21 protein-coding genes are annotated in these 22779 nt (G+C 60.8%); 9 read left to right on the top strand and 12 right to left on the bottom strand.

Translation table 11 applies throughout. The annotated features are described in order from the left end of the window. Positions 1-14: 14 nt before the first annotated feature. The 7 genes from fabD to gmk all read left to right on the top strand — a co-directional run bounded on the left by fabD (position 15) and on the right by gmk (position 6509). Entirely contained in the window at positions 15-956 is a 942-nt protein-coding gene (fabD, locus tag AC1DV9_RS20095) for an ACP S-malonyltransferase (RefSeq protein WP_477949806.1), read from the top strand. 30 nt (positions 957-986) lie between these two features. Next, on the top strand, positions 987-1724 hold the full coding sequence (gene fabG, locus AC1DV9_RS20090; protein ID WP_112390863.1) for a 3-oxoacyl-[acyl-carrier-protein] reductase: 738 nt from the start codon (positions 987-989) through the stop codon (positions 1722-1724). Positions 1725-2011: 287 nt separating this feature from the next. Continuing rightward, positions 2012-2248 (top strand): acyl carrier protein, encoded by a 237-nt coding sequence (locus AC1DV9_RS20085; RefSeq protein WP_003502080.1) that lies wholly within the window; start codon positions 2012-2014, stop codon positions 2246-2248. A gap of 93 nt (positions 2249-2341) precedes the next feature. Then, the gene (gene fabF, locus AC1DV9_RS20080) at positions 2342-3604 is read left to right on the top strand and encodes a beta-ketoacyl-ACP synthase II (RefSeq protein WP_112537525.1); all 1263 of its coding nucleotides are present in this window, start codon (positions 2342-2344) and stop codon (positions 3602-3604) included. Positions 3605-3720: 116 nt separating this feature from the next. After that, on the top strand, positions 3721-4941 hold the full coding sequence (gene mltG, locus AC1DV9_RS20075) for an endolytic transglycosylase MltG (RefSeq protein ID WP_112390865.1): 1221 nt from the start codon (positions 3721-3723) through the stop codon (positions 4939-4941). Positions 4942-4955: 14 nt separating this feature from the next. Continuing rightward, positions 4956-5843: a YicC/YloC family endoribonuclease gene (locus AC1DV9_RS20070; protein WP_112390866.1), complete on the top strand. Its 888-nt coding sequence runs from the start codon at positions 4956-4958 to the stop codon at positions 5841-5843. Positions 5844-5846: 3 nt separating this feature from the next. Continuing rightward, positions 5847-6509, top strand: a complete 663-nt coding sequence (gene gmk / locus AC1DV9_RS20065) for a guanylate kinase (protein WP_112537523.1) — start codon at positions 5847-5849, stop codon at positions 6507-6509. A gap of 222 nt (positions 6510-6731) precedes the next feature. Here gmk and rsmA read toward each other — a convergent pair whose 3' ends face one another. The 7 genes from rsmA to AC1DV9_RS20030 all read right to left on the bottom strand — a co-directional run bounded on the left by rsmA (position 6732) and on the right by AC1DV9_RS20030 (position 15132). Beyond that, positions 6732-7559: a 16S rRNA (adenine(1518)-N(6)/adenine(1519)-N(6))-dimethyltransferase RsmA gene (gene rsmA / locus AC1DV9_RS20060; RefSeq protein WP_477949805.1), complete on the bottom strand. Its 828-nt coding sequence runs from the start codon at positions 7557-7559 to the stop codon at positions 6732-6734. After that, positions 7559-8584 (bottom strand): 4-hydroxythreonine-4-phosphate dehydrogenase PdxA, encoded by a 1026-nt coding sequence (pdxA, locus tag AC1DV9_RS20055; RefSeq protein WP_477949804.1) that lies wholly within the window; start codon positions 8582-8584, stop codon positions 7559-7561. Before pdxA ends, rsmA begins: the two co-directional genes overlap by 1 nt. A 4-nt stretch (positions 8585-8588) precedes the next feature. After that, entirely contained in the window at positions 8589-9527 is a 939-nt protein-coding gene (locus AC1DV9_RS20050) for a SurA N-terminal domain-containing protein (RefSeq protein WP_477949803.1), read from the bottom strand. Between the two features lie 185 nt (positions 9528-9712). After that, the gene (locus AC1DV9_RS20045; protein ID WP_477949802.1) at positions 9713-12073 is read right to left on the bottom strand and encodes an LPS-assembly protein LptD; all 2361 of its coding nucleotides are present in this window, start codon (positions 12071-12073) and stop codon (positions 9713-9715) included. Next, positions 12073-13161: an LPS export ABC transporter permease LptG gene (gene lptG / locus AC1DV9_RS20040; RefSeq protein WP_477949801.1), complete on the bottom strand. Its 1089-nt coding sequence runs from the start codon at positions 13159-13161 to the stop codon at positions 12073-12075. Before lptG ends, AC1DV9_RS20045 begins: the two co-directional genes overlap by 1 nt. After that, positions 13158-14333 carry an LptF/LptG family permease gene (locus AC1DV9_RS20035; protein ID WP_477949800.1) on the bottom strand — a complete coding sequence of 392 codons (1176 nt, stop codon included), beginning with the start codon at positions 14331-14333 and terminating at the stop codon, positions 13158-13160. Before AC1DV9_RS20035 ends, lptG begins: the two co-directional genes overlap by 4 nt. A 97-nt stretch (positions 14334-14430) precedes the next feature. Further along, on the bottom strand, positions 14431-15132 hold the full coding sequence (locus tag AC1DV9_RS20030) for a phosphatase PAP2 family protein (protein ID WP_477949799.1): 702 nt from the start codon (positions 15130-15132) through the stop codon (positions 14431-14433). Between the two features lie 235 nt (positions 15133-15367). On the opposite strand from AC1DV9_RS20030, the gene AC1DV9_RS20025 reads away from it, so the two are divergent. Next, entirely contained in the window at positions 15368-16861 is a 1494-nt protein-coding gene (locus AC1DV9_RS20025) for a leucyl aminopeptidase (protein WP_477949798.1), read from the top strand. A gap of 20 nt (positions 16862-16881) precedes the next feature. Then, the gene (locus AC1DV9_RS20020; protein WP_112390874.1) at positions 16882-17331 is read left to right on the top strand and encodes a DNA polymerase III subunit chi; all 450 of its coding nucleotides are present in this window, start codon (positions 16882-16884) and stop codon (positions 17329-17331) included. A gap of 9 nt (positions 17332-17340) precedes the next feature. Here the strand turns inward: AC1DV9_RS20020 and AC1DV9_RS20015 are convergent, their stop codons facing one another. The 5 genes from AC1DV9_RS20015 to AC1DV9_RS19995 form a co-directional block, all read right to left on the bottom strand. After that, on the bottom strand, positions 17341-17559 hold the full coding sequence (locus AC1DV9_RS20015; RefSeq protein ID WP_477949797.1) for a hypothetical protein: 219 nt from the start codon (positions 17557-17559) through the stop codon (positions 17341-17343). 54 nt (positions 17560-17613) lie between these two features. Beyond that, positions 17614-18540 (bottom strand): Gfo/Idh/MocA family protein, encoded by a 927-nt coding sequence (locus AC1DV9_RS20010; RefSeq protein ID WP_112537515.1) that lies wholly within the window; start codon positions 18538-18540, stop codon positions 17614-17616. A 95-nt stretch (positions 18541-18635) separates the two neighbouring features. Beyond that, positions 18636-19454, bottom strand: a complete 819-nt coding sequence (locus tag AC1DV9_RS20005; RefSeq protein ID WP_477949796.1) for a polysaccharide deacetylase family protein — start codon at positions 19452-19454, stop codon at positions 18636-18638. 129 nt (positions 19455-19583) lie between these two features. Then, positions 19584-21467 (bottom strand): ABC-F family ATP-binding cassette domain-containing protein, encoded by a 1884-nt coding sequence (locus AC1DV9_RS20000; RefSeq protein ID WP_477949795.1) that lies wholly within the window; start codon positions 21465-21467, stop codon positions 19584-19586. A 50-nt stretch (positions 21468-21517) separates the two neighbouring features. Beyond that, positions 21518-22564 carry a GGDEF domain-containing protein gene (locus AC1DV9_RS19995; RefSeq protein WP_477949794.1) on the bottom strand — a complete coding sequence of 349 codons (1047 nt, stop codon included), beginning with the start codon at positions 22562-22564 and terminating at the stop codon, positions 21518-21520. Between the last annotated feature and the right edge of the window lie 215 nt (positions 22565-22779).

Below are 22779 nucleotides of genomic sequence, written 5' to 3'. Positions count from 1 at the left end.
ATAGGGATATTGAAATGACGGTCGCTTTTACATTTCCGGGCCAAGGCAGCCAGGCTGTCGGCATGGGCAAGGAGCTTGCCGAAAACTTCGCCGAAGCCCGCGCGGTATTCGATGAAGTCGACGAGGCTCTCGGCGAGAAGCTGTCGTCCATCATGTTCGAAGGTCCCGAAGAGACGCTGACGCTGACGGCAAACGCCCAGCCGGCGCTGATGGCCGTCTCCATGGCCGTGATCCGCGTGCTGCAGGCCAAGGGCCTCGATCTCAAGTCGAAGGTTTCCTATGTCGCCGGTCACTCGCTCGGTGAATATTCCGCTCTCTGTGCCGCCGGCACGTTCTCGCTGGCCGATACCGCGCGCCTGCTGCGCATCCGCGGCAATGCCATGCAGGCAGCCGTGCCCGTCGGCGTCGGCGCCATGGCGGCGATCATCGGCCTCGAACATGATGTGATCGCCGTTTGCGAAGAAGCCTCTGCCCTCGGTTCGGTGCAGATCGCCAACGACAATGGCGGTGGCCAGCTGGTGATTTCAGGTGAGAAGGCGCCCGTCGAAAAGGCGGCAGCGCTCGCCACCGAAAAGGGCGCCAAGCGCGCCATCCTGCTGCCGGTTTCCGCTCCCTTCCATTCGACGCTGATGGCGCCTGCCGCCGATGCGATGCGCGAGGCGCTTGCCGGCGTTTCCAAATCCGATCCCATTGTGCCTGTTATCGCCAATGTGCGCGCAGCCCCGGTCACCAATGCCGATGAGATCGCCAAGCTGCTCGTCGAGCAGGTCACTGGCCAGGTCCGCTGGCGCGAAACGGTGGAATGGTTTGCCGCCAACAATGTCACGACGCTCTATGAACTCGGCTCCGGGAAGGTGCTGACGGGTCTGGCGCGCCGCATCGACAAGACGGTCAATGGCATCGCAGTCAACACGGCCGCCGATATCGACGCGGCCATCGCCGCCCTCATGGCCTGATCGGCCCCACCAGACATAAGGAACGCCCCCATGCTCGATCTTACCGGCCGCAAGGCTCTCGTCACAGGCGCATCCGGCGGCATCGGCGAGGAAATCGCCCGCCTCCTTCACAAGCAGGGTGCCATTGTCGGCCTGCACGGCACGCGCGTCGAGAAGCTGGAAGCGCTGGCGGCCGATCTCGGCGATCGGGTCAAGATCTTCCCGGCGAACCTTTCGAACCGCGACGAAGTCAAGGCGCTCGGCGCCAAGGCCGAAGAAGAGCTCGGCGGCGTCGATATCCTCGTCAACAACGCCGGCATCACCAAGGATGGTCTGTTCGTGCGCATGAGCGATGAGGACTGGGACAGCGTCATCCAGGTCAACCTGACCTCGACCTTCCTGCTGACCCGCGAGCTGACGCATCCGATGATGCGCCGCCGCTTCGGCCGCATCATCAACATCACCTCGATCGTGGGCGTCACCGGCAATCCGGGCCAGGCCAACTACTGCGCCTCCAAGGCCGGCATGGTCGGCTTCACCAAGTCGCTGGCGCAGGAAATCGCCACCCGCAACGTCACCGTCAACTGCGTTGCGCCGGGCTTCATCGAAAGCGCCATGACCGGCAAGCTGAACGACAAGCAGAAGGACGCGATCATGGGCGCGATCCCGATGAAGCGCATGGGTACGGGCGCCGAAGTGGCATCCGCCGTCGCCTATCTCGCATCCAACGAAGCGGGCTACATGACGGGCCAGACGCTGCACGTAAACGGCGGCATGGCCATGATCTGAAACGGGAAACCGCCCCTCTCGGCGATTTTCACGTCAATAGCGTGTTGACCAATCTGGCGGGGTTGATTTTCTGGCTTTGCGGCAGACATAAACCATGTTAAGCGGGCCAATGACTGTGAACAGTCGTCCCGGGAAACAAGGCGAACCGGCAGGCTTTCAGCCAGCCAGGGACACCGCAAGCCGGGCCAACGAGTTTGCTGAACGCGTCGAGAAGGCGCGGTAGGCTGAAAACAGGGTAGGGGTGCCAGAAGGCACTCTGATCAGGACATAAGGTCGAGGAAACCGACATGAGCGATATCGCAGAACGCGTAAAGAAAATTGTTATTGATCATCTTGGCGTCGATGCCGACAAGGTTGTCGAAGGCGCAAGCTTTATCGACGATCTGGGCGCTGACTCGCTCGACACCGTCGAACTGGTCATGGCATTCGAAGAAGAATTCGGCGTTGAAATTCCTGACGACGCAGCTGACTCGATCCTGACGGTCGGCGATGCAGTCAAGTTCATCGAGAAGGCCCAGGCTTAATCCTGAGCGATTTTCAAAGGGCGGGCCACGAGTCCGCCCTTTTTATTTGGGGCTAGGCCCAACTCAAAGAAAGACGATAGGCGGGGGCACTCGATGAGACGGGTCGTTATCACCGGTACCGGCATGGTATCACCCTTGGGATGCGGAACTGAAATTACCTGGAAGCGCCTGCTCGAAGGTCAAAATGGTGCCCGCCTGGTGACCGAATTCGAGGTCGAAGACCTTCCCGCCAAGATCGCCTGCCGCATTCCTGTCGGCGACGGCACCAACGGAACATTCAACGTCGATGAGTGGATGGAGCCGAAGGAGCAGCGCAAGGTCGATCCCTTCATCATCTACGGCATGGCGGCCGCCGACATGGCGCTCAAGGATGCCAACTGGCATCCGCAGACCGACGAAGACCAGATCGCCACCGGCGTTCTGATCGGCTCCGGCATCGGTGGCATCGAAGGCATTGTCGAAGCCGGCTACACGCTGCGCGACAAGGGTCCGCGCCGCATTTCGCCCTTCTTCATTCCCGGCCGTCTGATCAATCTCGTGTCCGGCCAGGTTTCCATCCGCCACAAGCTGCGCGGTCCGAACCACTCCGTCGTCACCGCCTGCTCGACCGGTGCGCACGCCATCGGCGATGCTGCCCGTCTGATCGCATTCGGCGATGCCGATGTCATGGTTGCCGGCGGTACGGAATCGCCCGTCAGCCGCATTTCGCTCGCAGGCTTTGCCGCCTGCAAGGCGCTGTCCACGCAGCACAACGACAGCCCCACCAAGGCATCGCGCCCTTACGACAAGGACCGTGACGGTTTCGTCATGGGAGAAGGTGCGGGCATCGTCGTTCTCGAAGAGCTGGAGCATGCGCTCGCGCGCGGCGCCAAGATCTATGCCGAAGTCGTCGGCTACGGTCTCTCCGGCGACGCCTATCACATCACCGCACCGTCGGAAGACGGCGAGGGCGCACAACGCTGCATGACCATGGCGCTGAAGCGCGCCGGCCTAACGCCTGCCGATGTCGATTACATCAACGCCCACGGCACCTCGACCATGGCCGATACGATCGAGCTCGGCGCTGTCGAGCGGCTGGTCGGCAATGCCGCCTCGAAGATCTCGATGTCCTCGACCAAGTCGGCGACCGGCCATCTGCTGGGTGCCGCCGGTGCCATCGAGGCGATCTTCGCGACGCTTTCCATCCGTGACAATGTCGCGCCGCCGACGCTCAATCTCGACAACCCTGAGCGGGAAACGGCGATCGACCTCGTGCCGCACAAGGCTCGTCAGCGGGAAATCAATGTGGCACTGTCGAATTCCTTCGGATTCGGCGGTACCAATGCATCGCTGGTTCTGCGCCGCTACAGCGCGTAACGGCGCTTTTTGGCACAGCACGAAGGCAGGGCCGGCCCCTTGTGGAGACGGCCCACCTGTTTTTTGCCGTATTGCTTCTTAAAAAGCAGACGGGGCCAAATATAGAGGATTGCCGGGTGAGCGACACGAACCAAGGGAACGAAACGCCGGGTCAGGGCGACCAGCAGGCGCAGAACGGCCGGATCATTCCGAAATCGCCGACTGAAGCGCTGCGCCCGGAACGCGTTCCCGAGCCGCCGAAGCGCTCCAAGAAGGCTCGCAGCCAGGTCGTCATCTTCCTGAATTTCGTCATGACCATTGTGGTGCTCGGCTGCGCTGCGGCCGTCTTCGCGTTCTATTACGCGATCTCGAGCTACCAGGATCCCGGTCCTCTGGAAACCAACACCAATTTCATTGTTCGCAGCGGCGCCGGTCTCTCCGAGATCTCGAGCAACCTCGAGCGCAACAACATCATCTCTGATGCCCGCATCTTCCGCTATCTGACGGCGACCCATCTGAACGAGGGCGAGAGCCTGAAGGCCGGTGAATACGAGATCAAGGCCAAGGCCTCCATGAACGACATCATGGAGCTTCTGAAGTCTGGCAAGTCGATCCTCTATTCGATCTCCTTCCCCGAAGGCCTGACCGTCCGCCAGATGTTCAACCGCATGAATGACGACCAGGTGCTGGAAGGCGAGCTGCCGACCGTGCTGCCGGCCGAAGGTAGCCTGCGCCCCGATACCTACAAGTTCTCCCGTGGCACCAAGCGCAGCGAGATCGTCGATCAGATGGCGGCGGCCCAGACCAAGCTGCTCGACCAGATCTGGGACAAGCGCGACCCCTCGGTGCAGCTGAAGTCCAAGGAAGAGATGGTGACGCTCGCCTCGATCGTCGAAAAGGAAACCGGCGTGCCGGATGAGCGCGCCCATGTCGCCTCCGTCTTCCTCAACCGTCTCGGCAAGGGCATGCGCCTGCAGTCCGATCCGACGATCATCTACGGTCTCTTCGGCGGCGACGGAAAGCCGGCCGACCGGCCGATCTACCAGTCGGACCTGAAGAAGGACACGCCCTTCAACACCTACATCATCAAGGGCCTGCCGCCGTCGCCGATCGCCAATCCGGGCCGTGATGCCCTGGAGGCCGTTGCGAACCCGTGGAAGACCGAGGATCTCTATTTCGTCGCGGACGGCACAGGCGGTCACGTCTTTGCAGCAACGCTCGACGAGCACAATTCCAACGTCAAGCGCTGGCGCAAGCTGGAGTCTGACAAGGGCGCCGACCCGAACATCGCCGTCGACGGTCAGCCCGAAGCACAGGCGGATGCGCCTGCCGCCCAGAAGAAAAAGAAAACCAACTGATTTCGGAGATTCGGATGGCTTTGCAATCCATGACCGGTTTTGCGCGGCGTGAGGGAACGAGCGGCCGCTGGCGCTGGGCATGGGAGCTGCGGTCCGTCAACGGCAAGGGCCTCGACCTGCGCCTGCGCCTGCCGCCTGGCCTCGAGCGCATGGAGGTGGATGTCCGCCGCATGACGGGCGAGGCCTTCAGCCGCGGCAACATGCAGGCCAACCTTTCCGTCTCGGCCGGTGAGAACCGCTTCGAAACCGTCCTCAATCAGGAAGCGCTGGCGACCGTCCTGGCGATGCGCGATCAGCTGGCCGGCATCATCGATCCGGCGCCACTGAAGCTCGATACGCTGCTGTCGATCCGCGGTCTCGTGGAATTCCGCGAAACCGAAGACAGCGAAGAAGCGGTTGCGGCGCGCGACGCTGAGGTGATGAACGGCCTCATTGCCGCCCTTGCCGATCTGAAGCTCATGCGCGAGCACGAAGGCGCGGCGCTGTCGCGCATCCTACTCGATCATGTCTCAACCATCGAGACACTGACCAGGACTATCGAGAGCGATCCGTCGCGCTCGCCGCAGGAAATCGCCGAGCGGCTGAAGGCGCAGGTCTCCCTGCTACTGGAAAGTTCAGCCGCATTCGACCGCGACCGGCTTCACGCGGAAGCCGCATTGCTGGCGACGCGGGCCGATCTTCGCGAGGAAATCGACCGGCTGAAGGCGCATGTCGCCGCTGCCCGCGAATTGCTGGCAAAAGGTGGCCCTGTCGGCCGCAAGCTGGATTTCCTTGCACAGGAATTTAACCGGGAATCGAATACGATCTGTTCGAAATCGAATGCTTCGGCGGTGACCGCCGCCGGCATTGAACTGAAAGTCGTCATCGACCAGTTCCGCGAACAGGTCCAGAATCTGGAGTGATCCATGCAACCGACGAAAACGTCGCCCATTCAGATCGCACGCCGCGGCCTGATGCTTGTCATCTCGTCGCCGTCGGGCGCCGGTAAATCGACGATTGCCCGCACGCTCCTGGCGCAGGATAGCCAGATCGGTCTGTCGGTCAGCGTCACCACGCGTCAGCGCCGCCCGAGCGAGGTCGAGGGCATCCACTATCGCTTCGTCAGCATCCGCGAATTCGAGGTGCTGCGCGATTCCGATTCGCTGCTCGAATGGGCCGAGGTCCACGGTAATTTCTACGGCACTCCGCGCCAGCCTGTCGAAAAGGCGATGGGCGAGGGCCGCGACATGCTCTTCGATATCGACTGGCAGGGCGCCCAGCAATTGCAGGAAAAGATGTCGGCCGACGTAGTCTCGATCTTCGTGCTGCCGCCGACCATGACCGAGCTGCAGTCCCGCCTGCATCGCCGCGCCGAAGACTCCGAAGAAGTCATCGCCCAGCGGCTGGCCAATTCCCGCGCCGAAATCGGCCACTGGCGGGAGTACGACTATGTGATCGTCAACGACGATCTCGACAAAGCTTTCGATTCCGTGCAGTCGATCGTCAAGGCCGAGCGTCTCCGCCGCGACCGCGGCCACGGCGTCTTCGATTTCGTCACCAAGCTGCTGGAAGAGACGCCGGTTCTCTGAGGTCGACTGGAGCGCCGGTTTCGACGGCATGCCCGATTCCCTCCCTCATTCCTGTGCTCGTCACAGGAATCCGGCCACCGCGCGTCTGCGCGGTGAATGACTCATTTCCAATTTGAAGAAGTGTCTTCTGCCCCAAGGACTTGGGCGCACTGGATCCCCGTGATGTCCCGTGGCCGCAGCCCTAAGGGCACAGGGATGAGGGGGACGGCGTAGAAAGTCCCCTTACAGGCTATTCGCCAACAAACAAAACTCATCCACGGAAAGCGTCTCCGCCCGCCGCTGTGGATCGATGCCGGCCTTGGCCAGCAATGCTTCTCCGCCAATAGGCTTCAAGCTCTGGCGCAGCATCTTGCGGCGCTGGCCGAAGGCGGCATGCGTGACGCGCTCCAGATTGGTGACGGAGCAGGGGACCGGATTTTCGCGAGGCGTCAGATGCACGACGGTCGACGTCACCTTCGGCGGTGGCGTGAAGGCCTGAGGAGAAATGTCGAAGGCCATGTGCGCCTGCGTCCGCCAGCCGGCGAGCACGCCGAGGCGGCCATAGTGATCGTCGTCTTCGGTCGCGACGATCCGCTCGCCGACCTCCTTCTGGAACATCAGCGTCAGCGATTCCCAGAAGGGTGGCCATTGTCTCGGCAGCAGCCAGTTCACCAGCAGTTGCGTACCGACATTATAGGGCAGGTTGGCGATGATCTTGACCGGACCCTCAGGCGCCATGGACTCGAAATCAGTCTTCAACGCATCGCCTTCCATGACCTCAAGACGGCCCGGATAGTGATCGGCAATTTCGGCCAGCGCCGGCAGGCAGCGGGGGTCGCGCTCGACGGCGATCACTTTCTTGGCGCCGAGCGCCAGGATCGCCCGCGTCAGCCCGCCGGGGCCGGGGCCGACCTCGAAGACGGTCGCATTCTCAAGGTTGCCGGCGGTGCGGGCAACCTTCTGCGTCAGATTGAGATCGAGAAGAAAGTTTTGGCCGAGTGCCTTGCGGGCATCGAGCCCGTGACGCTGGATGACGTCGCGCAGCGGCGGCAAGCCGTCGATTGCAGCCATCAGCGATGGCTCTCGGCATTGCGCCCGAGCTGTGCTGCGAGCTTCAGCGCTGCCACGAGGCTGTGCTCACGGGCGATACCCTTGCCTGCGATACCGAAGGCGGTGCCATGGTCGGGCGACGTGCGTACGAAGGGGAGGCCGAGCGTGACGTTGACGGAATCGTCGAAGCCGAGCGCCTTGGCCGGGATCAGCGCCTGATCGTGATACATGCAGATGGCGACGTCATAGCGGGCGCGGGCTTCGTCGTGGAACATCGTATCGGCGGGCAGGGGGCCGATGGCGTCGATGCCCGCCGAACGCAGCTGCTGGATCGCCGGATGGATGATATCCTCGTCCTCGCGCCCCATCAGCCCACTCTCGCCGGCGTGCGGGTTGAGCCCGGCGACGGCAAGACGCGGCTGCGCGATGCCAAAGCGGTCTCTGAGATCGGCATGGGCGATGCGGCAGGTTTCAGCGATCAATTCGCCAGTGAGCGCCTGGGCCACATCCTTGATTGGAATATGGATGGTGACGGGAATGGCGCGCAGTTTCGGTCCGGCGAGCATCATGACGGGCGTGAGAGGCTTTCCGATCGCGCGTGCGGCGAGATCGGCCAGGAACTCGGTATGCCCGGGAAACTTGAAGCCTGCTTCGTAGAGAACCGACTTCGCGATCGGATTGGTGACGACACCGAGCGCCTCGCCTTTCTGGGTCAGCGACACGGCGGTCTCGATCGCCGCGATCGTTCCGGCGGCCGTGGAAACATGCGGCTCACCCGCAGCGACTTCGACACCGGCAGGAATCGGAAGTACTGGCAGCGCTTCTGCGAATATCTCAGCCGCTGACGCGGCATCGGCATGGCGGACAGGCACAGTGAGATCCAGCTGCCGTGCACGGACTGCAAGCACATCCGGATCGCCGATGAAGAAGAACGGCGCCAAGCCGAGTTCGCGGCGGCGCAGCCACGCCATCAGCGTGATATCGGGGCCGACACCTGCCGGATCACCCTGCGTCAGCGCCAATGGTCGCGAGAACGGGACTGTCATGGTGTCAGCGATAGATGATCTGCGCTTTCGAGCGCAGTTCGTCGAGATACTTCTTGGCGTTATCGTCGGTCGGCGATTCCTTGTTGGACTTCGCCTTGTCGAGATCTTCCTGGCGGAATACCATTTCGGCAGCGGTATCATCCGACACCTGACGCTGGCTGCAGATCGCCAGATACTCGACGCCCTTCTCGGTCACGCGTGTCGTGGTCGTGTTGCCCTTCGCCTGCTCGATGAGCGGCTTCCAGTCAGCCGGCAGCTGCGGTGCCAGCATGCGGCCGAGATCGCGCACGGAAACGTCACGCATAGTGGCCGCAAAGACCTTGGCCTGATCGCAGCCCGGATATTTGGCACGCGACGCATCCGCCTCGCTCTTGCGCTTCGCCATGATGCCCTTTTTTGCCGGCGGGACGACGAAGATCACCTGCTGCAGCATGTATTCTGTGGTTTCAGGCTTCTGCTTGTTGTTGTCCATCATGCGCGACACGAGATCGCTGCTCGACATGCGGGCCGAGGAGCCGTAGCGCGCGTTGACCAACCGGGGCCAACTCATCTGGACGGCAATGAACTGCTTGAAATGATCGGCGCCGACGCCGGCTTTGGTCAGAATATCGGTCAGCTGGGCGACGGTCAGCTTGTTGCCTTGTGCGAAGCGCGCGAAGGACTGATCGACTTCATCCTTGGAGACCGACATGCGGATACGTGCGATCTCCTGACGCTTCAGCGTTTCATCGACCAGGGATTCCTGCGCTGTCTTTGCATCCGCCTTCTGATGCTGAAGCCGCAGAAAGGCGACGCGCTTGGCGACGTCGCCGCTGGTGATCGCCGTCCCGTTGACGACGGCCTTGACTTCGCTCGCTGCAAAAGCGGGCTGGTAGGCTGCCGCTGCGAAGCACATCGCAGCTCCTGCAAACAATGCCGTTACGGCCTTTCTGGCGCCAAACATCTATCGACCCTTCCCTAGACGGCACAGTTCAATGTGCGCCTATTTCCTTCCATCGCGGCAACCGGACAGTCATTCCAGCAGAAATGATGCTTTCCTATGCCTCAGATAATTGCTGACGGCAATGTCCTGCAAAACTGTTGCGGCGAAAGAAAGGCTCTCTTTCTTTCGCCGCCACGTCATCTGTCTTAGTTGTTATAGATTTTCGTGTTCGGGTTGTCGAAGTCGCCGAGATTGATGTCACCGAGCGTCCGCAACGTCAGCCGTGCGCCGATTGTCCAATCGCTTGCCGATTCATTGCTGGTATCGCGCTTGTCGGTATAGGCGATCGTGAAGATCGTGCATTCGTCCTCGTAGGAGAGGCCGATGCTCTTCTTTGAAATGACGTCATTGTTGAGATCCCAGGCAATACCACCGAAGATCGACCAGTAGTCCTTGAACTTGACACTCGCCTTCGTCTGGATTTCATCCGCGTCTCTGGACAGACCGTAGTCTGGTTGCGCGGTGATGTGGGTGTAGATCAACTGGCTCTGGAATGCGTCATTCTGGAAGCCTGCGGTGAAATCGCCACGGCGGAACGACAGGTCTTTTTCGTCGAGACGATAGGAGGCAGCCAGCGCCAGACCCTGTGGCGTCTCTATGCCACCGAGGCCGACATAGTCGGAACGTGCGGTCTCAAGGCCGGACTCACTGCCGACATTGACCAGATCCGGGCTGGCAAACGAGTTCTCGCCGGCCAGCTGATAGGATTGGCCGAAGATGCCGTGCAGTTTGTAGCCGTTGTCGAACGAGCCGGTATACTGGAAGCCGATATTGGCGCGCGTGCCGCCCTCGATGCGGTCGTAGCCCGAAAACTTGTCGCGATCGAAGAGGCTGGTTGCGTCGAAGACGAAGCTCTGCGCGTCTTCGTTCGGCAATGCGCCTGAAAGAGGCTCATCGGGACGCGCGTAAATCTGCGCGATCGGCTCGATCACATGCGTGCTGTTGGCAGTCGTGATCAGGAATGGATAGCGCGCCTCGATGCCTGCAGTGACCATCCCACGCATTGCGGCGTTGCCATTGTCAAAGTCGCCAGCGTAATTGGCTCCAGCAATAGAATTGGGACCATCCATATTCACGGATAGGGCATCGGCACGCGCAGCAAGCAACGGTGTGATGAGAACGCCAGCCGGCGTCACGAAAGTACGCTTCCATTCCAGTTCGCCACTCAGGCGGCTGTATTGCCCCTTGAGCGAGAAACGGTCCTCGCCGAGAGGATTCTGAAAAAAGTCGTCGTGCGTGCGCGAGATGTTGGTCAGGTTGACATCGAGCGACAACTCGCCACCAGCCAGCGGCTGCGGCGCTACATAGTGATAGTCCATCGTCGGGTAGACGATCGCCTGCTGCTTCTCGGACTCGCTTTTAGGGTCAGAATTTTGCACGTCGAAATAGAAGGCGCGCATATCGAAGTAATTGCGCTTCCCAAGACCGGTCAGGTAGACTTGGTTGGTCTTCGTCGATCCCGAATAGCCTTTCAGCTCGTATGTCCGCGAGAAGTTGTTGTCCGACTGGTACATGACGTCCCAGCCAAAACTCCAACGCGGATTGATCTTGAAGCTCGCACTTGAGCCAATCATTCCGCGATCGCTGCGCTGGTCGCTGGTGCCTGGCGTAAAGCTTTCCGGATTCAGCTGATTTATGCCCGCGATCCGAAGCGTATGGGTGCCGTTTTCAAAGCGCTGCCGGAACTCGGTATCGAGCAGGAAGCCCTGCTGCGTATAGCCGGTGCCAGTTACCGTTGCGTCCATGCTCGGAGAGAAGACGTAGTAATACGGAACAGAGAGGCCGAAGCCCAGATTCTCCGATGTGCTCATGGTCGGGAACAGGAAGCCCGACTTGCGCTTGACCGTGTTGTCTGGAACTTCGATCCAGGGAAGATAGGCAATCGGCGTACCGAGAAGCTCCAGCCGCGCATGTTCGAGGCGGATCGTATGCTTTTCGCCGTTCTGAATGACGCGCCGGGCCTTGACTTGCCAGAATGGTGCCTTGTCCGGTTGTTCGGCGCATGGAAGGCAGGCCGTGTAGACACCCTTGTTAAGAATCATCTCGGTGCCGCCGACGCGCTCGCCGCTTTCGGCCACGATTCGGGTATTGTCCGCCGTCTCGATACGCAGAGCGTTGACGAAACCGTTGGCGAAGTCATCGGTCACATCGAGCTTGTCAGAATACATCCGGTTACCATCGGGACTGATCATCTCGATGTTGCCCAGCGCCATCATCCGGCCGGTCTTCTGGTTGTATTCGACGCGCTGGGCCACAAGCTTGTAGCCAGCGTAATTGATCTGGACGCCGCCGATCACCGAAACGACCTGCGAGTCCTTGTTGTAAATCAGTTCGTTGGCCGAAAGCACAAGCTTTTGACCAGCTTCAACCTTTGGCTGGAGCGTCTGCGATGCCTGATTTTCCTGTGCGAAGACTTCTGGAATGCTTCCGGAGTAGCTAAGCAGAGTTGCGCCTGCAAACAGGGCAACCAACTGTTTACTCAAAGTCTTGCGGTTGCCTGCCGCCACTAGCCATCCTCCTGATGAAGCAGAATCGTTGCACCGAATGCGAGCGCGACGACTACTGGAATCCAGGCCGCCACGAAAGGCGGCACGACTCCGCTGCTTCCAAATGCTTTTACAAGCACGGTCAGCACATAAAGCACGAAGCCTGAGAGGATTCCACCCAGAATCACGGACCTCGATTGGTTGAACCGGCTAAATTTTAGGGACACTGTTGCAGCAATGAGAGTCATCGCCACCAGCAGCAGTGGCTGCGACAACAGTGAGTGGAATTGGGTCTCCAGCGCCTTGGTCGGTACGCCGAACGACTTCGCGATCGCTATTCTGTTTGAAAGGTCAAAGAAAGCAATGGTTTCAGGTGGCGTCAGGCGCTCTCTGACAAAGTCCTGCTTCAAATTGGTACGCAGTTGTAGCGTATCCTTACGCTGCACGATTTCGCCGGGCCGACGCTCGATGACGTCCTTAAGAAGCCAGTAACCATCTTCCAACTTTGCCGATTTCGCGTCCTGCCTGAGGATCACTTCTCCATCGGAATTGAAGTGGACGAGCACGGCGTCCATCAGCAGCGTTCCATTCTCGACAATCGATTTTGCCCCGATGATCACATCATCTTGGCCGCTGATCTGCCGAATCCAGGGAATCTGCGATGACGCGCTGGCAATCTTGTCCTCCCCGCGCCAATCAGTCTCAAGCAATGCCGCTTGGCGCTGCCCCCAGGCGGCAATGGGATTGATGACCGCGATCGTGAACGCGCCGAGCAGCAGGGCTCCGGCAGCAAACGGTGCCATGAACTGCCAAACCGAGATGCCGGCGGCACGTGTCACCACAAGCTCATATTTTCGGTTCAACCCGATCAGAACCGTCATGCCGACAAACAGTGCGATAAAGGGAATAGTTTGCTGAAGCAGCAGAGGGAGCCGCACAGCCGTCATGACAAGTCCGCTGGCAACCGTATAGCCCGGCAGGCCGGACATTCTCGTCGCCGTTTCGCTAAAGTCGATCAGGAAGACGATACTGATGATGCCGAGGAAGAACCAGATCGTGGTCGTCATGTAGCGGCGAAAGAAATAACGTCCGAGTGTCCCGAAAATCATGCGTTCCCTCCCGAATTTCCATTCTTCCTGGGAAGATAGGAGGAGGCAGCCGTTCGAATCCAAAGCCAAAGGCTCCCGACCGCGCCGCCGACAGAAAAGCGCCCGTGAAGGTTCATGAACACGATGGAGATCACCGACGCAATGACCGGAATGCCATAGAGGATGGCGATAAATGTGGGACGGGTATCGATCTCGTTTGCCGCATAGAAGGACGCCCAGCGAAGCGCAAACGAAAGACTGAGCGCTGCAATCATCGGGTGGAGCCGTGCTTGACGGTGTGAGCGCGCATCGCCGGCAATCACTAGCGATATCAGGGCGAAAACGAAAGGCAGCGTCCAATCCGTCAGGCGCCGGTGCAGCTCAGCAGTGTAAGCTCCTGGTCTCGCGATATAATCCTTGTCGGTCACATCGGGATTGAGCAGGTATCCCAGGTCCCGGTCGCTGGCGCGCAGCGTCGCCTGACCACGGTTTTCAGTCAGATCCGACAGGTCAAACGAATAGGAATCGAAGCGAATGATCGAAACGTTCCCATCACGCGTCTTTCGCTGAACTTCGCCGTCCTTCATCAGCAGCGACGTGCCGCTCGGATCGACGGCACCCTCGCGGGCATAATAGATCATGTCGAATGCGGGATCGCGTTCATCGACGACGAACAGGCCGCGCAAGACGCGCCCTGCGAGGCGCTCGGAGATCTGAACGAAGAGGCCGTCATCGATTTTACGGAAGTTTTTCTCTTCGATGACTGTCGAGAGCAGGTCGGCGTAGGTCTCGGCGACCATCTGGCGCACGCCGGTCTTGGCCTTCGGCTCGACGACGTTGTCGACAAAGAACGAAAAGACGCTGATCAGCGCGGCGAGCAGCAGAATGGGACGCACGAGGATGCTGCGCTTGGCGCCTGCCGCATCGATGACCGTCAGTTCGGAATCGTTGTTCATCGTCGTCAGCGTCTGGGTAATCCCGATGACGAGCGCGAAGGGCAGGACGACGGGAATGATCGAGGGAAGGATCAGTGTCGCGAGCATCGCGAAGGATCCAACCGACTGACCACTGTCGGTTACGAGATTGACGCGCTGCAGCACCTGAGTCGTCCAGATGATCGCCAGCACTGGCAACAGCGCTACGAGGAACATCTGGCCGACACGCCGCAATATGTAAATCTCGAGAAGTTTCATGCCTGCCCTTGGTCGGTCTGCGAGGCGAGCGCCTTGCAGCGGAATCCATCTACGATGTTTGTTTCGCTTTTGCGACCTGTCCGCTTGAAAAATTCATTCAAATTTCAGAATTTTTTGACCGGTGTGACGAATCTGTGAAGGCATAGATCCCGGCAAAGACGACGACCGCAAGCAGCCAGCCGAGCACGATGTCGGAGAGGAAATGACCGCCGAAAGCAAGCCGCATCACTGGTGTCAGCAGCGAAATCGCCAGTATTGGCAGAAAAAGGCCTGTTCTGGCCGGTTGCGGGATGAAAATCAGCAGACAGAGCAGCCATCCGGCGCTCGCCGCTTCGCCGGAGATGAAGGAACAGTTGCTGACGCATTTTCCCGCAAAGGATCCGGCCCGCACGAAATCCATCATGCCGCCGAAATCGATCACGGACACAGGGCGAGGGCGGCCCCAATGCTCCTTCAGGATCACATTGACGATCAGTCCCGGGCCGATCAGCAGCGAGCTCAATGCGATCTTCAGATTGCGTGCCCGTGCGGCCTTGAAGGTCGAGCCATGCTGCGTGTAGCAGGCGATCAGCATACAAAGCTGGATGATCGCGACCACATAGGGCAGCCGGAAGAAGATCATGCGCAGGTTCTTCAGAAACCAGTTATTGGCCGCCATGAACGCGCCGCAAATATCGCCGGCCTGCGAGGTGGCGTCGCAGGTTGCAGGTGTGAAGAAATAGCGCGAGGTGGCAAGGTCGATCTGCGGGAATGCCGAGAAGATGATCAGCAGCACCCACCAGAGACAGAACAGCGCCACGAAGATGTCCGTTGCTGCAGGCGGAAAGCCGATTCTCCGGTCTGATATATAGGTCTTGAGGGCTGCTATCACTGGTAACGTCTTCCGTTCTCGGAGCCTTCCTGCGGCGCGGTGGCTTTCTGCCTTGGCGGCGTGGATTTGTCCATGGGCTTCCGATCACGTCTTGTTTTCGCCCCTGAAACCCGGAATGATCGCCGCCAAACGGGATTCCTTTGCGAATCCGCAGGGAGAAGACATGTCTGTTAAATTCGATATTTCATTCGCGAAATCGGCCAAGATCAGTGGCGGTCTCGCCGTCCTTCTGAAGGCAGGCGATGGCGAACTGGCGGCCGGTGCCGACATAGCCGATCCGGCCGGCATCATTGCCAAGGCTTCCAAGATTGCCAAGTTTTCGGCCAAGGCGATGTCGGCGCTCGATCTCGTCGCGCCCGAGGGCTCGCCCGCCGACCGCCTGTTCGTCATCGGCATCGGCAAGCCGCAGGACCTGACGTCTCATGATTGGCTGAAGCTCGGCGGTATCGCCGCCGCCAAGATCAAGGGCGCCGACAAGGCGACTATCTTCATCGATGCGCCAGGCGCTGCCATCACTGCCAAGGCGGCTGCCGACTTCTCGCTCGGCATGCTGTTGCGCGCCTACAGCTTCGACACCTACAAGACGAAGAAGTCGGAAGAAGACGAAAAGGCCAACGGCAAGTCGGCGAAGATCACCATCGTCACCGCGGATGCGAGCGGCGCCAAGAGGGCACTGGCGGATTCCGAGGCGGTTGCCGAAGGTGTCAATCTGGCCCGTGATCTCGTCAACGAGCCGCCGAATGTTTTGGGTCCGGTCGAATTCGCCGCCAAGGCCAAGGAGCTCGAAAAGCTCGGCGTCGAAGTCGAAATCCTCACCGAGCGCGAGATGAAGCGGCTTGGCATGGGCGCGCTCCTCGGCGTTGCGCAGGGCTCCGTTCGCCCGCCGCGCCTTGCCATCATGCATTGGAAGGGCGGCAAGGCGAAGGACCGGCCGATCGCCTTCATCGGAAAGGGCGTCGTCTTCGACACCGGTGGCATTTCCATCAAGCCGGCTGCCGGCATGGAGGACATGAAGGGTGATATGGGCGGTGCCGCCGCCGTCATCGGCCTCATGCATGTGCTCGCCGCCCGCAAGGCTGACGTCAACGCCGTCGGCATCATCGGCTTGGTCGAGAACATGCCGGATGGCAACGCCCAGCGCCCGGGCGACATCGTCACTTCGATGTCCGGCCAGACCATCGAGATCATCAACACCGATGCCGAAGGCCGCCTCGTGCTTTGCGATGCCCTCTGGTATTGCAATGACCGCTTCAAGCCGCGTTTCATGATTAATCTGGCGACGCTGACCGGCGCCATCATGGTGGCGCTCGGCAATGTCCATGCCGGCCTGTTCTCGAATGACGACACGCTTTCGGCGCAGCTGACATCCGCCGGTCTGACGGCCAACGAGAAGCTCTGGCGCATGCCGCTCGGGCGAGACTACGACAAGATGATCGATTCCAAATTCGCCGACATGAAGAATACCGGCGGCCGCTATGCGGGTTCGATCACCGCCGCCCATTTCTTGAAGCGTTTCGTGCAGGAAACGCCCTGGGCGCATCTCGATATTGCCGGCACCGCGCTCGGCTCGCCGCAGGATGAGATCAACCAGTCCTGGGGCTCCGGCTTCGGCGTCCGGCTGCTCGACCAGCTCGTCCGCGACCACTACGAGGCCTGATCACAGGCCGGAATGCAGGCATGACCGAAGTCCTTTTCTACCATCTGACGGAATCCAAGCTGGAAGACGCCCTGCCGCCGCTCGTCGACAAGAGCGTCGAGCGCGGCTGGCGCGTCGCCATTCAGCTCAAGGAGCCGGCGCGGCGTGATGCGCTCGATGCGCATCTCTGGACCTACCGTGAAGAAAGCTTCCTGCCGCACGGCACGGATGAGAGCGAGCAGGCCGCAAACCAGCCCGTGCTCCTGACGGTAACCGGCGACAACGCCAACCAGGCCACGGTCCGCTTCATTGTCGATGGCGCCGAGCCGCCGGTGGCCGATACCTACGAGCGCATTGTCTTCATGTTCGACGGTTACGATCAGGAGCAGCTTGAAGGCGCGCGCGCCCAGTGGAAGAAGCTGAAGGGCGAGGGCCATACCCTCACATACTGGCAGCAGACGCCCGAGGGGCGCTGGGAGAAGAAGGCGTAGCCGCGCCGCTCAGCCGTCCCGCTTGAACGTCCACTTCACGACATAGTCGCCGTTGCGCTTCAGCTTTGTCTTGGTTTTCAGCGTCACCGGCCCGCCGATTGCGGCTTCGGCCTTCTCGAAGGCGTGCCGAGCCTCGGCCATGGCGGCGTGATAGGCGCTGTTGTCGCGCTTGGGGCTGTCTGCGACTTCCTTGAGGAGGGCGGTCATTTCCGCTTTGCTTTCGGCCATCTCCGCCCTCGCTTTCAGATAGAGATGCGGCGCATGGGCCGCAGTGCTCTGTGATCAATCGTGGAAGGCTTCCACGAACTTGCGCTTGCCGAGCATGAAGGCATCGGCGACATGGCGCAGCGGTGCCAGATCGACGTCGGACTGGCCGGCCTTGATGATCTCGGCAAAACGGCGGTAGAGCGACGGATATTCCTCTTCCGGTGCGGAGAACGTCAGTTCGCCGTTGACCGAGAGCTTCGAGCCGCCTTCGGCAAGCTCCATCCGACCCGCTGCCGTCTCGACGATGATATCCCAGCTCTGCTTGCCGGTCTGGCGCCAGTCGAATTCGCCGTGGACGGTCATCGCTCCGGCGTCGCGGAAATGCAGGTCGGCAGCGATCGGCGCATCGCGGTTTTCAGGAAACTCCAGCGTTGCGCCGGTAAGGAAGATCGCCCGCGGCAGGATGTGGGTGACGATCGACAGAGCGTTGATGCCAGGGTCGAAGACGCCAAGGCCGCCTGCCTGCCAGATCCAGTCCTGGTTCGGATGCCAGTGACGGACATCTTCCTTCCAGATGACGTGGACGTTCTTGATCTCGGTCTTGGCGAGAAAATCCTTGGCGGCCTCGACGGCCGCGGCATAGCGCGAGTGCCAGCTGGCAAACAGAGAGACACCCTTCTTGGCGGCGAGCGCTTCGAGATCGGCCACTTCGCTCAGCGTTGCGCCCGGCGGCTTTTCGAGAAAGACGTGCTTGCCGGCCGAAAGCGCCTTGTAGGCCGCTTCATAGCGGTACTGCGGCGGCATGCAGAGCGAGACGGCGTCGATCTCGGACACGGCCTCAAGCATCGCTTCGATCGTCGTAAAGCTCTGGATACCCTCCACGGTGCCATGGCGGCTCGCCGTGGCAACGAGCTTGTAATCGGCATTCTTGGCGATGGAAGGAAGATGCTGGTCGCGGACGATCTTGCCGACGCCGACGATGGCGAGGTTGATGGGGGACATGACGGGTGTTCGCTCCGGTGTTTCGCTCAAAAGTATGATTTATTGGGCGCTTGTTTTATCAGAATGCTACAGCCGGGCAAGCCGTCATGTCACCCTCAAAGCGAGGCCATTTCGATGGCGCGGCTGTCTTTCTTGTACTTCAGCGTCACCACCTTGTAGCCCTCGGCTTCCAGCCGCGCGAGCAGGGCAGGGAGCATCGCTGCGGTGCGCTTGTGGATGTCGTGCATCAGGATGATGCCGCGGCCGCGCTGGCGAAGCCGGTTCATGGCCCGGTCGGCAACCTGTTCCGGCGTAGAGGTGAAATAATCCTTGGTATCGACATCGACATCCATGACGATCATCTCGCGCGCCGCGACGGCACGGCGAAGCTTGCGGCTGTCGGCGAGATAGGGGAAGCGGAAGAAATTGACGTCGGTGCCGGTCGCCTTGGTCACGGCTGCTTCGCCGCGGGTGATCTCGGCGATCGCCTGGTCGAAGGACAATGTGTCGAGGTTCGGATGCTTGTAGGTGTGGCTGCCGATCGTGTTGCCTTCCATGGCAACGCGGCGCGCCAGCTCCGGATGCAGTGCGGCCATCTCGCCGACCATCATGAAGGCGCCCTTGACGCCGAAGCGGTCGAGCGTTGCCAGCACCCGGTCGGTCCGGCCGGGGATCGGGCCGTCGTCGAAGGAAAGCACGACTTCCTTCGGCTCGAGCTTCAAATCCTTCAGCGAGGAAACCGTCAGCACGCGGCCGGCCAGATGGTGGGTTTCGCCGAAGGCCAGATTGGCGGGCTTCGGGAAACCGGCTTCGCTTTCCTCGGTCTTGATCGAAGACGTCTTGATCGTCTTGTCGGGAGCAGGCTGCTTGGTCGTCTGGCAGCCGCAAAGGGCAAGCGAGATGAGGACACTCGAAAGAAGGGCGATACGGGACATGAAAGGGGCTCAACAAATCAGTAATGAATGTTGAGACAACCTTTCGAATTATGGTTAACGATCGGTTCAAATCGGATGCCCGGCCGTTAACTTGTGCCGTTCTGCCGCAGCCTTTTCAGGGGTCTGTGGCTAACTTGCCATGGCCTCTTCGTATTCGGAGGAGAGTTCCAGCCACTGCTCCTCGGCAGCGGCCAGTTTCGCTGCCGTCTCGCCGCGCTGCTTGGCCTTCTCGGCCGCCTTTGCCGGCGTCTTCTCGTAGAGCGCTGGATCCGCAAGCTCTGCATCAAGCGCCTGAATCTGTTTCTCCAGCTTGGCCGTCAACGATTCGATTTCGTTGATCTTTTTCTTCAGCGGCGCAAAGGAGGCGCGCTTGTCGGCGTTCAGCTTGCGCTGTTCGGCCTTTGTCGCCGGATCGTCGGCATTCTGCGGCTTCTCGTCCTTCTTCTTGCCGGAAGAGACGATCAGGTCGCGATACTCGTCCATGTCGCCGTCGAAGCTCGAAACGGTGCCGTTGTTGACGAGCCAGAGCCGGTCGACGGTCGCCTCGATCAGGTGACGATCGTGCGAGATCAGGATGACAGCGCCTTCATAGTCGTTCAGCGCCTCGATCAGCGCTCGGCGGCTGTCGATATCTAGGTGGTTGGTCGGTTCGTCGAGGATAAGCAGGTTCGGCGCATGGAAGGCAGCCAGCCCCATTAGCAGCCGTGCCTTCTCGCCGCCGGAGAGATCCTTCGCGGCCGTCGCCATCTTTTCGGTCGCCAGCCCCATCTGCGCCACGCGGGCGCGGACCTTGGCCTCGGGCTCGGTCGGCATCAGCCGGCGCACATGCTCGACCGGCGTCTCGTTGGGAATGAGGTCATCAAGCTGATGCTGGGCAAAGAAGCCGATCTTCAGGTTCGATGCCACTTTCAGCTCGCCACCGTCAGGCGCCAGGCGTCCGGAAATGAACTTCGCGAAGGTCGATTTGCCATTGCCGTTCGAGCCGAGCAGGGCGATGCGATCGTCATTGTCGATGCGCAGCGTGATGTTCTTGAGGATCGGCTTGCCGGGCTCGTAGCCGACGGCGCCGCCCTGGATCGCGACGATCGGCGAGGCCGGCTGTCTTTCGGGCTCGGGGAAGGTGATCGGCTGGACGTGATCCTCGATCACGGCGGCAACCGTTCCCATGCGCTCCAGCGCCTTGACGCGCGACTGCGCTTGGCGTGCCTTGGAGGCCTTGGCCTTGAAGCGGTCGATGAAGCTCTGCAGGTGCTTGCGCGCCGCATCGTTCTTCGCCTTGGCCTTCATCTGCAATTCGTCAGCTTCCGCCTTCTGGCGCTCGAACTGGTCGTAGCCGCCGCGGTAGAAGGTCAGCTTCTTCTGGTCGAGATGGACGATCGAATTGACCGCGTTGTTCAGCATGTCGCGGTCGTGGCTGATGACGATGACGGTGTGCGGGTAGCGGCGCACATAGTCCTCGAGCCACATCGTTCCTTCGAGGTCGAGATAGTTGGTCGGCTCGTCGAGCAAAAGCAGGTCGGGCTCGGCAAACAGCACCGAGGCAAGCGCCACGCGCATGCGCCAGCCGCCGGAGAAGGAGGAGGCGGGCCTGAGCTGGGCTTCCTGGTTGAAGCCGAGACCGGCGAGAATGCTGGCAGCGCGGGCTTCGGCCGAGTGTGCGTCGATATCGACGAGGCGCGTCTGGATTTCGGCGATGCGATGCGCGTCGGTCGCCGTTTCGGCTTCCTTGAGAAGGGCCGCGCGTTCCTTGTCGGCCGACAGCACGATTTCGATCAGCGACTGCTCGGTGGCCGGCGCTTCCTGCGCCACCTGGCCGATGCGGGCGTTCTTGGGGATCGAGACCGACCCGGTCTCGGCGCCGAGATCGCCGGTGATGATGCGAAAGAGCGTCGATTTGCCCGCGCCATTGCGCCCGACAAGGCCGGCCTTGGTGCCCGCCGGAAGCGTCACGCTGGCATGGTCGAGAAGCAGGCGCCCGGCAATGCGGGCAGAGATTTCAGTGATCGTGATCATGCGCGGCGTTTTGGCCGAAACAGCCGGTCAAGGCAAGGGGGCAGACGCCGTCAGCGGCCGAAGGCCTGGATGGGCTGGCGGCGGTTGGATTGGGCGGCGAGCAGTGCCACGCGGGCATTGGCCTGCAGCTGCGCGCCGGTTGCCGCATCGCCGCTGAGCGCGATGCCGAGCGAGATGCTGAGCGTCCCCGGATCGGATTTGTCCGTCGTCGCGAATACCATGTTCTCTTCGACGGACTGGTGCAGCCGCTCGGCAATGGCGATAGCGTCGCGCATGCCGACATTGGCGAAGATGAAGGCGAACTCGTCGCCCTCGGTACGCGAGACGAAGTCGTTCTTCTTGATCGACTTGCGGAACAGGTTGCTCAGCTTCTTCATCAGCTTGTTGCCGGCCTGCACGCCATATTTGGCATTCAGTTGCCGGAAGTCGTCTATATCGACCATGATAAGCGCGCTGCCGGCAGCCCCTTCGTCGCGCTCGTAGAGCTCGCCGATGGCGTTGCTGAGCGCGATGCGGTTCGGCAGGCCGGTCAGCGGATCCGTGACCGAGGCGGCCTGCACCGCGGCCACGCCGCGCTCCAGCGCTTCGATGCGTTCGACATCGGAGAGCAACTTGGCTTCGAGTTCGGTCTCGGCGGCAAGGACCGACGCCAGCGAGGAGGCGAGATATTCCATCTCGCTCATGAAGGCATCGAGCCCCTGTTCGGAATTGCCGGAGAGCGATTGCAGCAGCGTCTCGGCGACGCGCGCGAAGGCATATTTCTGCTTCAGCCCATCCGACAGCCGGTCGGCGGCTTCGCGCAACAGCTTGCTCGCTTCGGTGCCGGCGGTTTCGGCGGCAAGGCCGCAATGGCTGACGAGGCGGTATTTGAGGCCGAGTTCGTCGAGCCGCGCCTGGGCCGGATGGTTGCCGAGGGCGGAAATATCGGTGGCAAGCGCCGTGTTGCGGACGCAGACGGCTTCGTGCAGCAGTTCGTAATTCCGCGGCAGGCCGGCGATGTTCAGCCGCGCCATATGCTCGGCGATCTTCTGCGCATCGTTCTGCGGGCTAGGGCGGGCGCCCTCGCGCTGTGCTGCATTTCTGGTTGTGGTCTGCATCACCGTTCCCTGGCTTTGCTTTAGCGGTGGCTTATCCTTTCGCTATGCACTGCAGATTTTAAAATAGCTTGAATTTTCAGTATCTCCGGCTCTCATCGCCGGAAAGGCGCAAAATGCGGTTAATGCAACCTTGAAGCGCCGAGCACCGAAGCTGATGGCGCCCATCAGATTTCGTCATTTGATCCCGGCGCCGCTTTGCCGTGAAATGCGGCTGA

It is taken from the genome of Rhizobium sp. 01L410 (genome assembly GCF_056400165.1).
The sequence above is the reverse complement of the archived record's forward strand: the minus strand, read 5'-3'. Positions and strand labels throughout refer to the sequence as shown.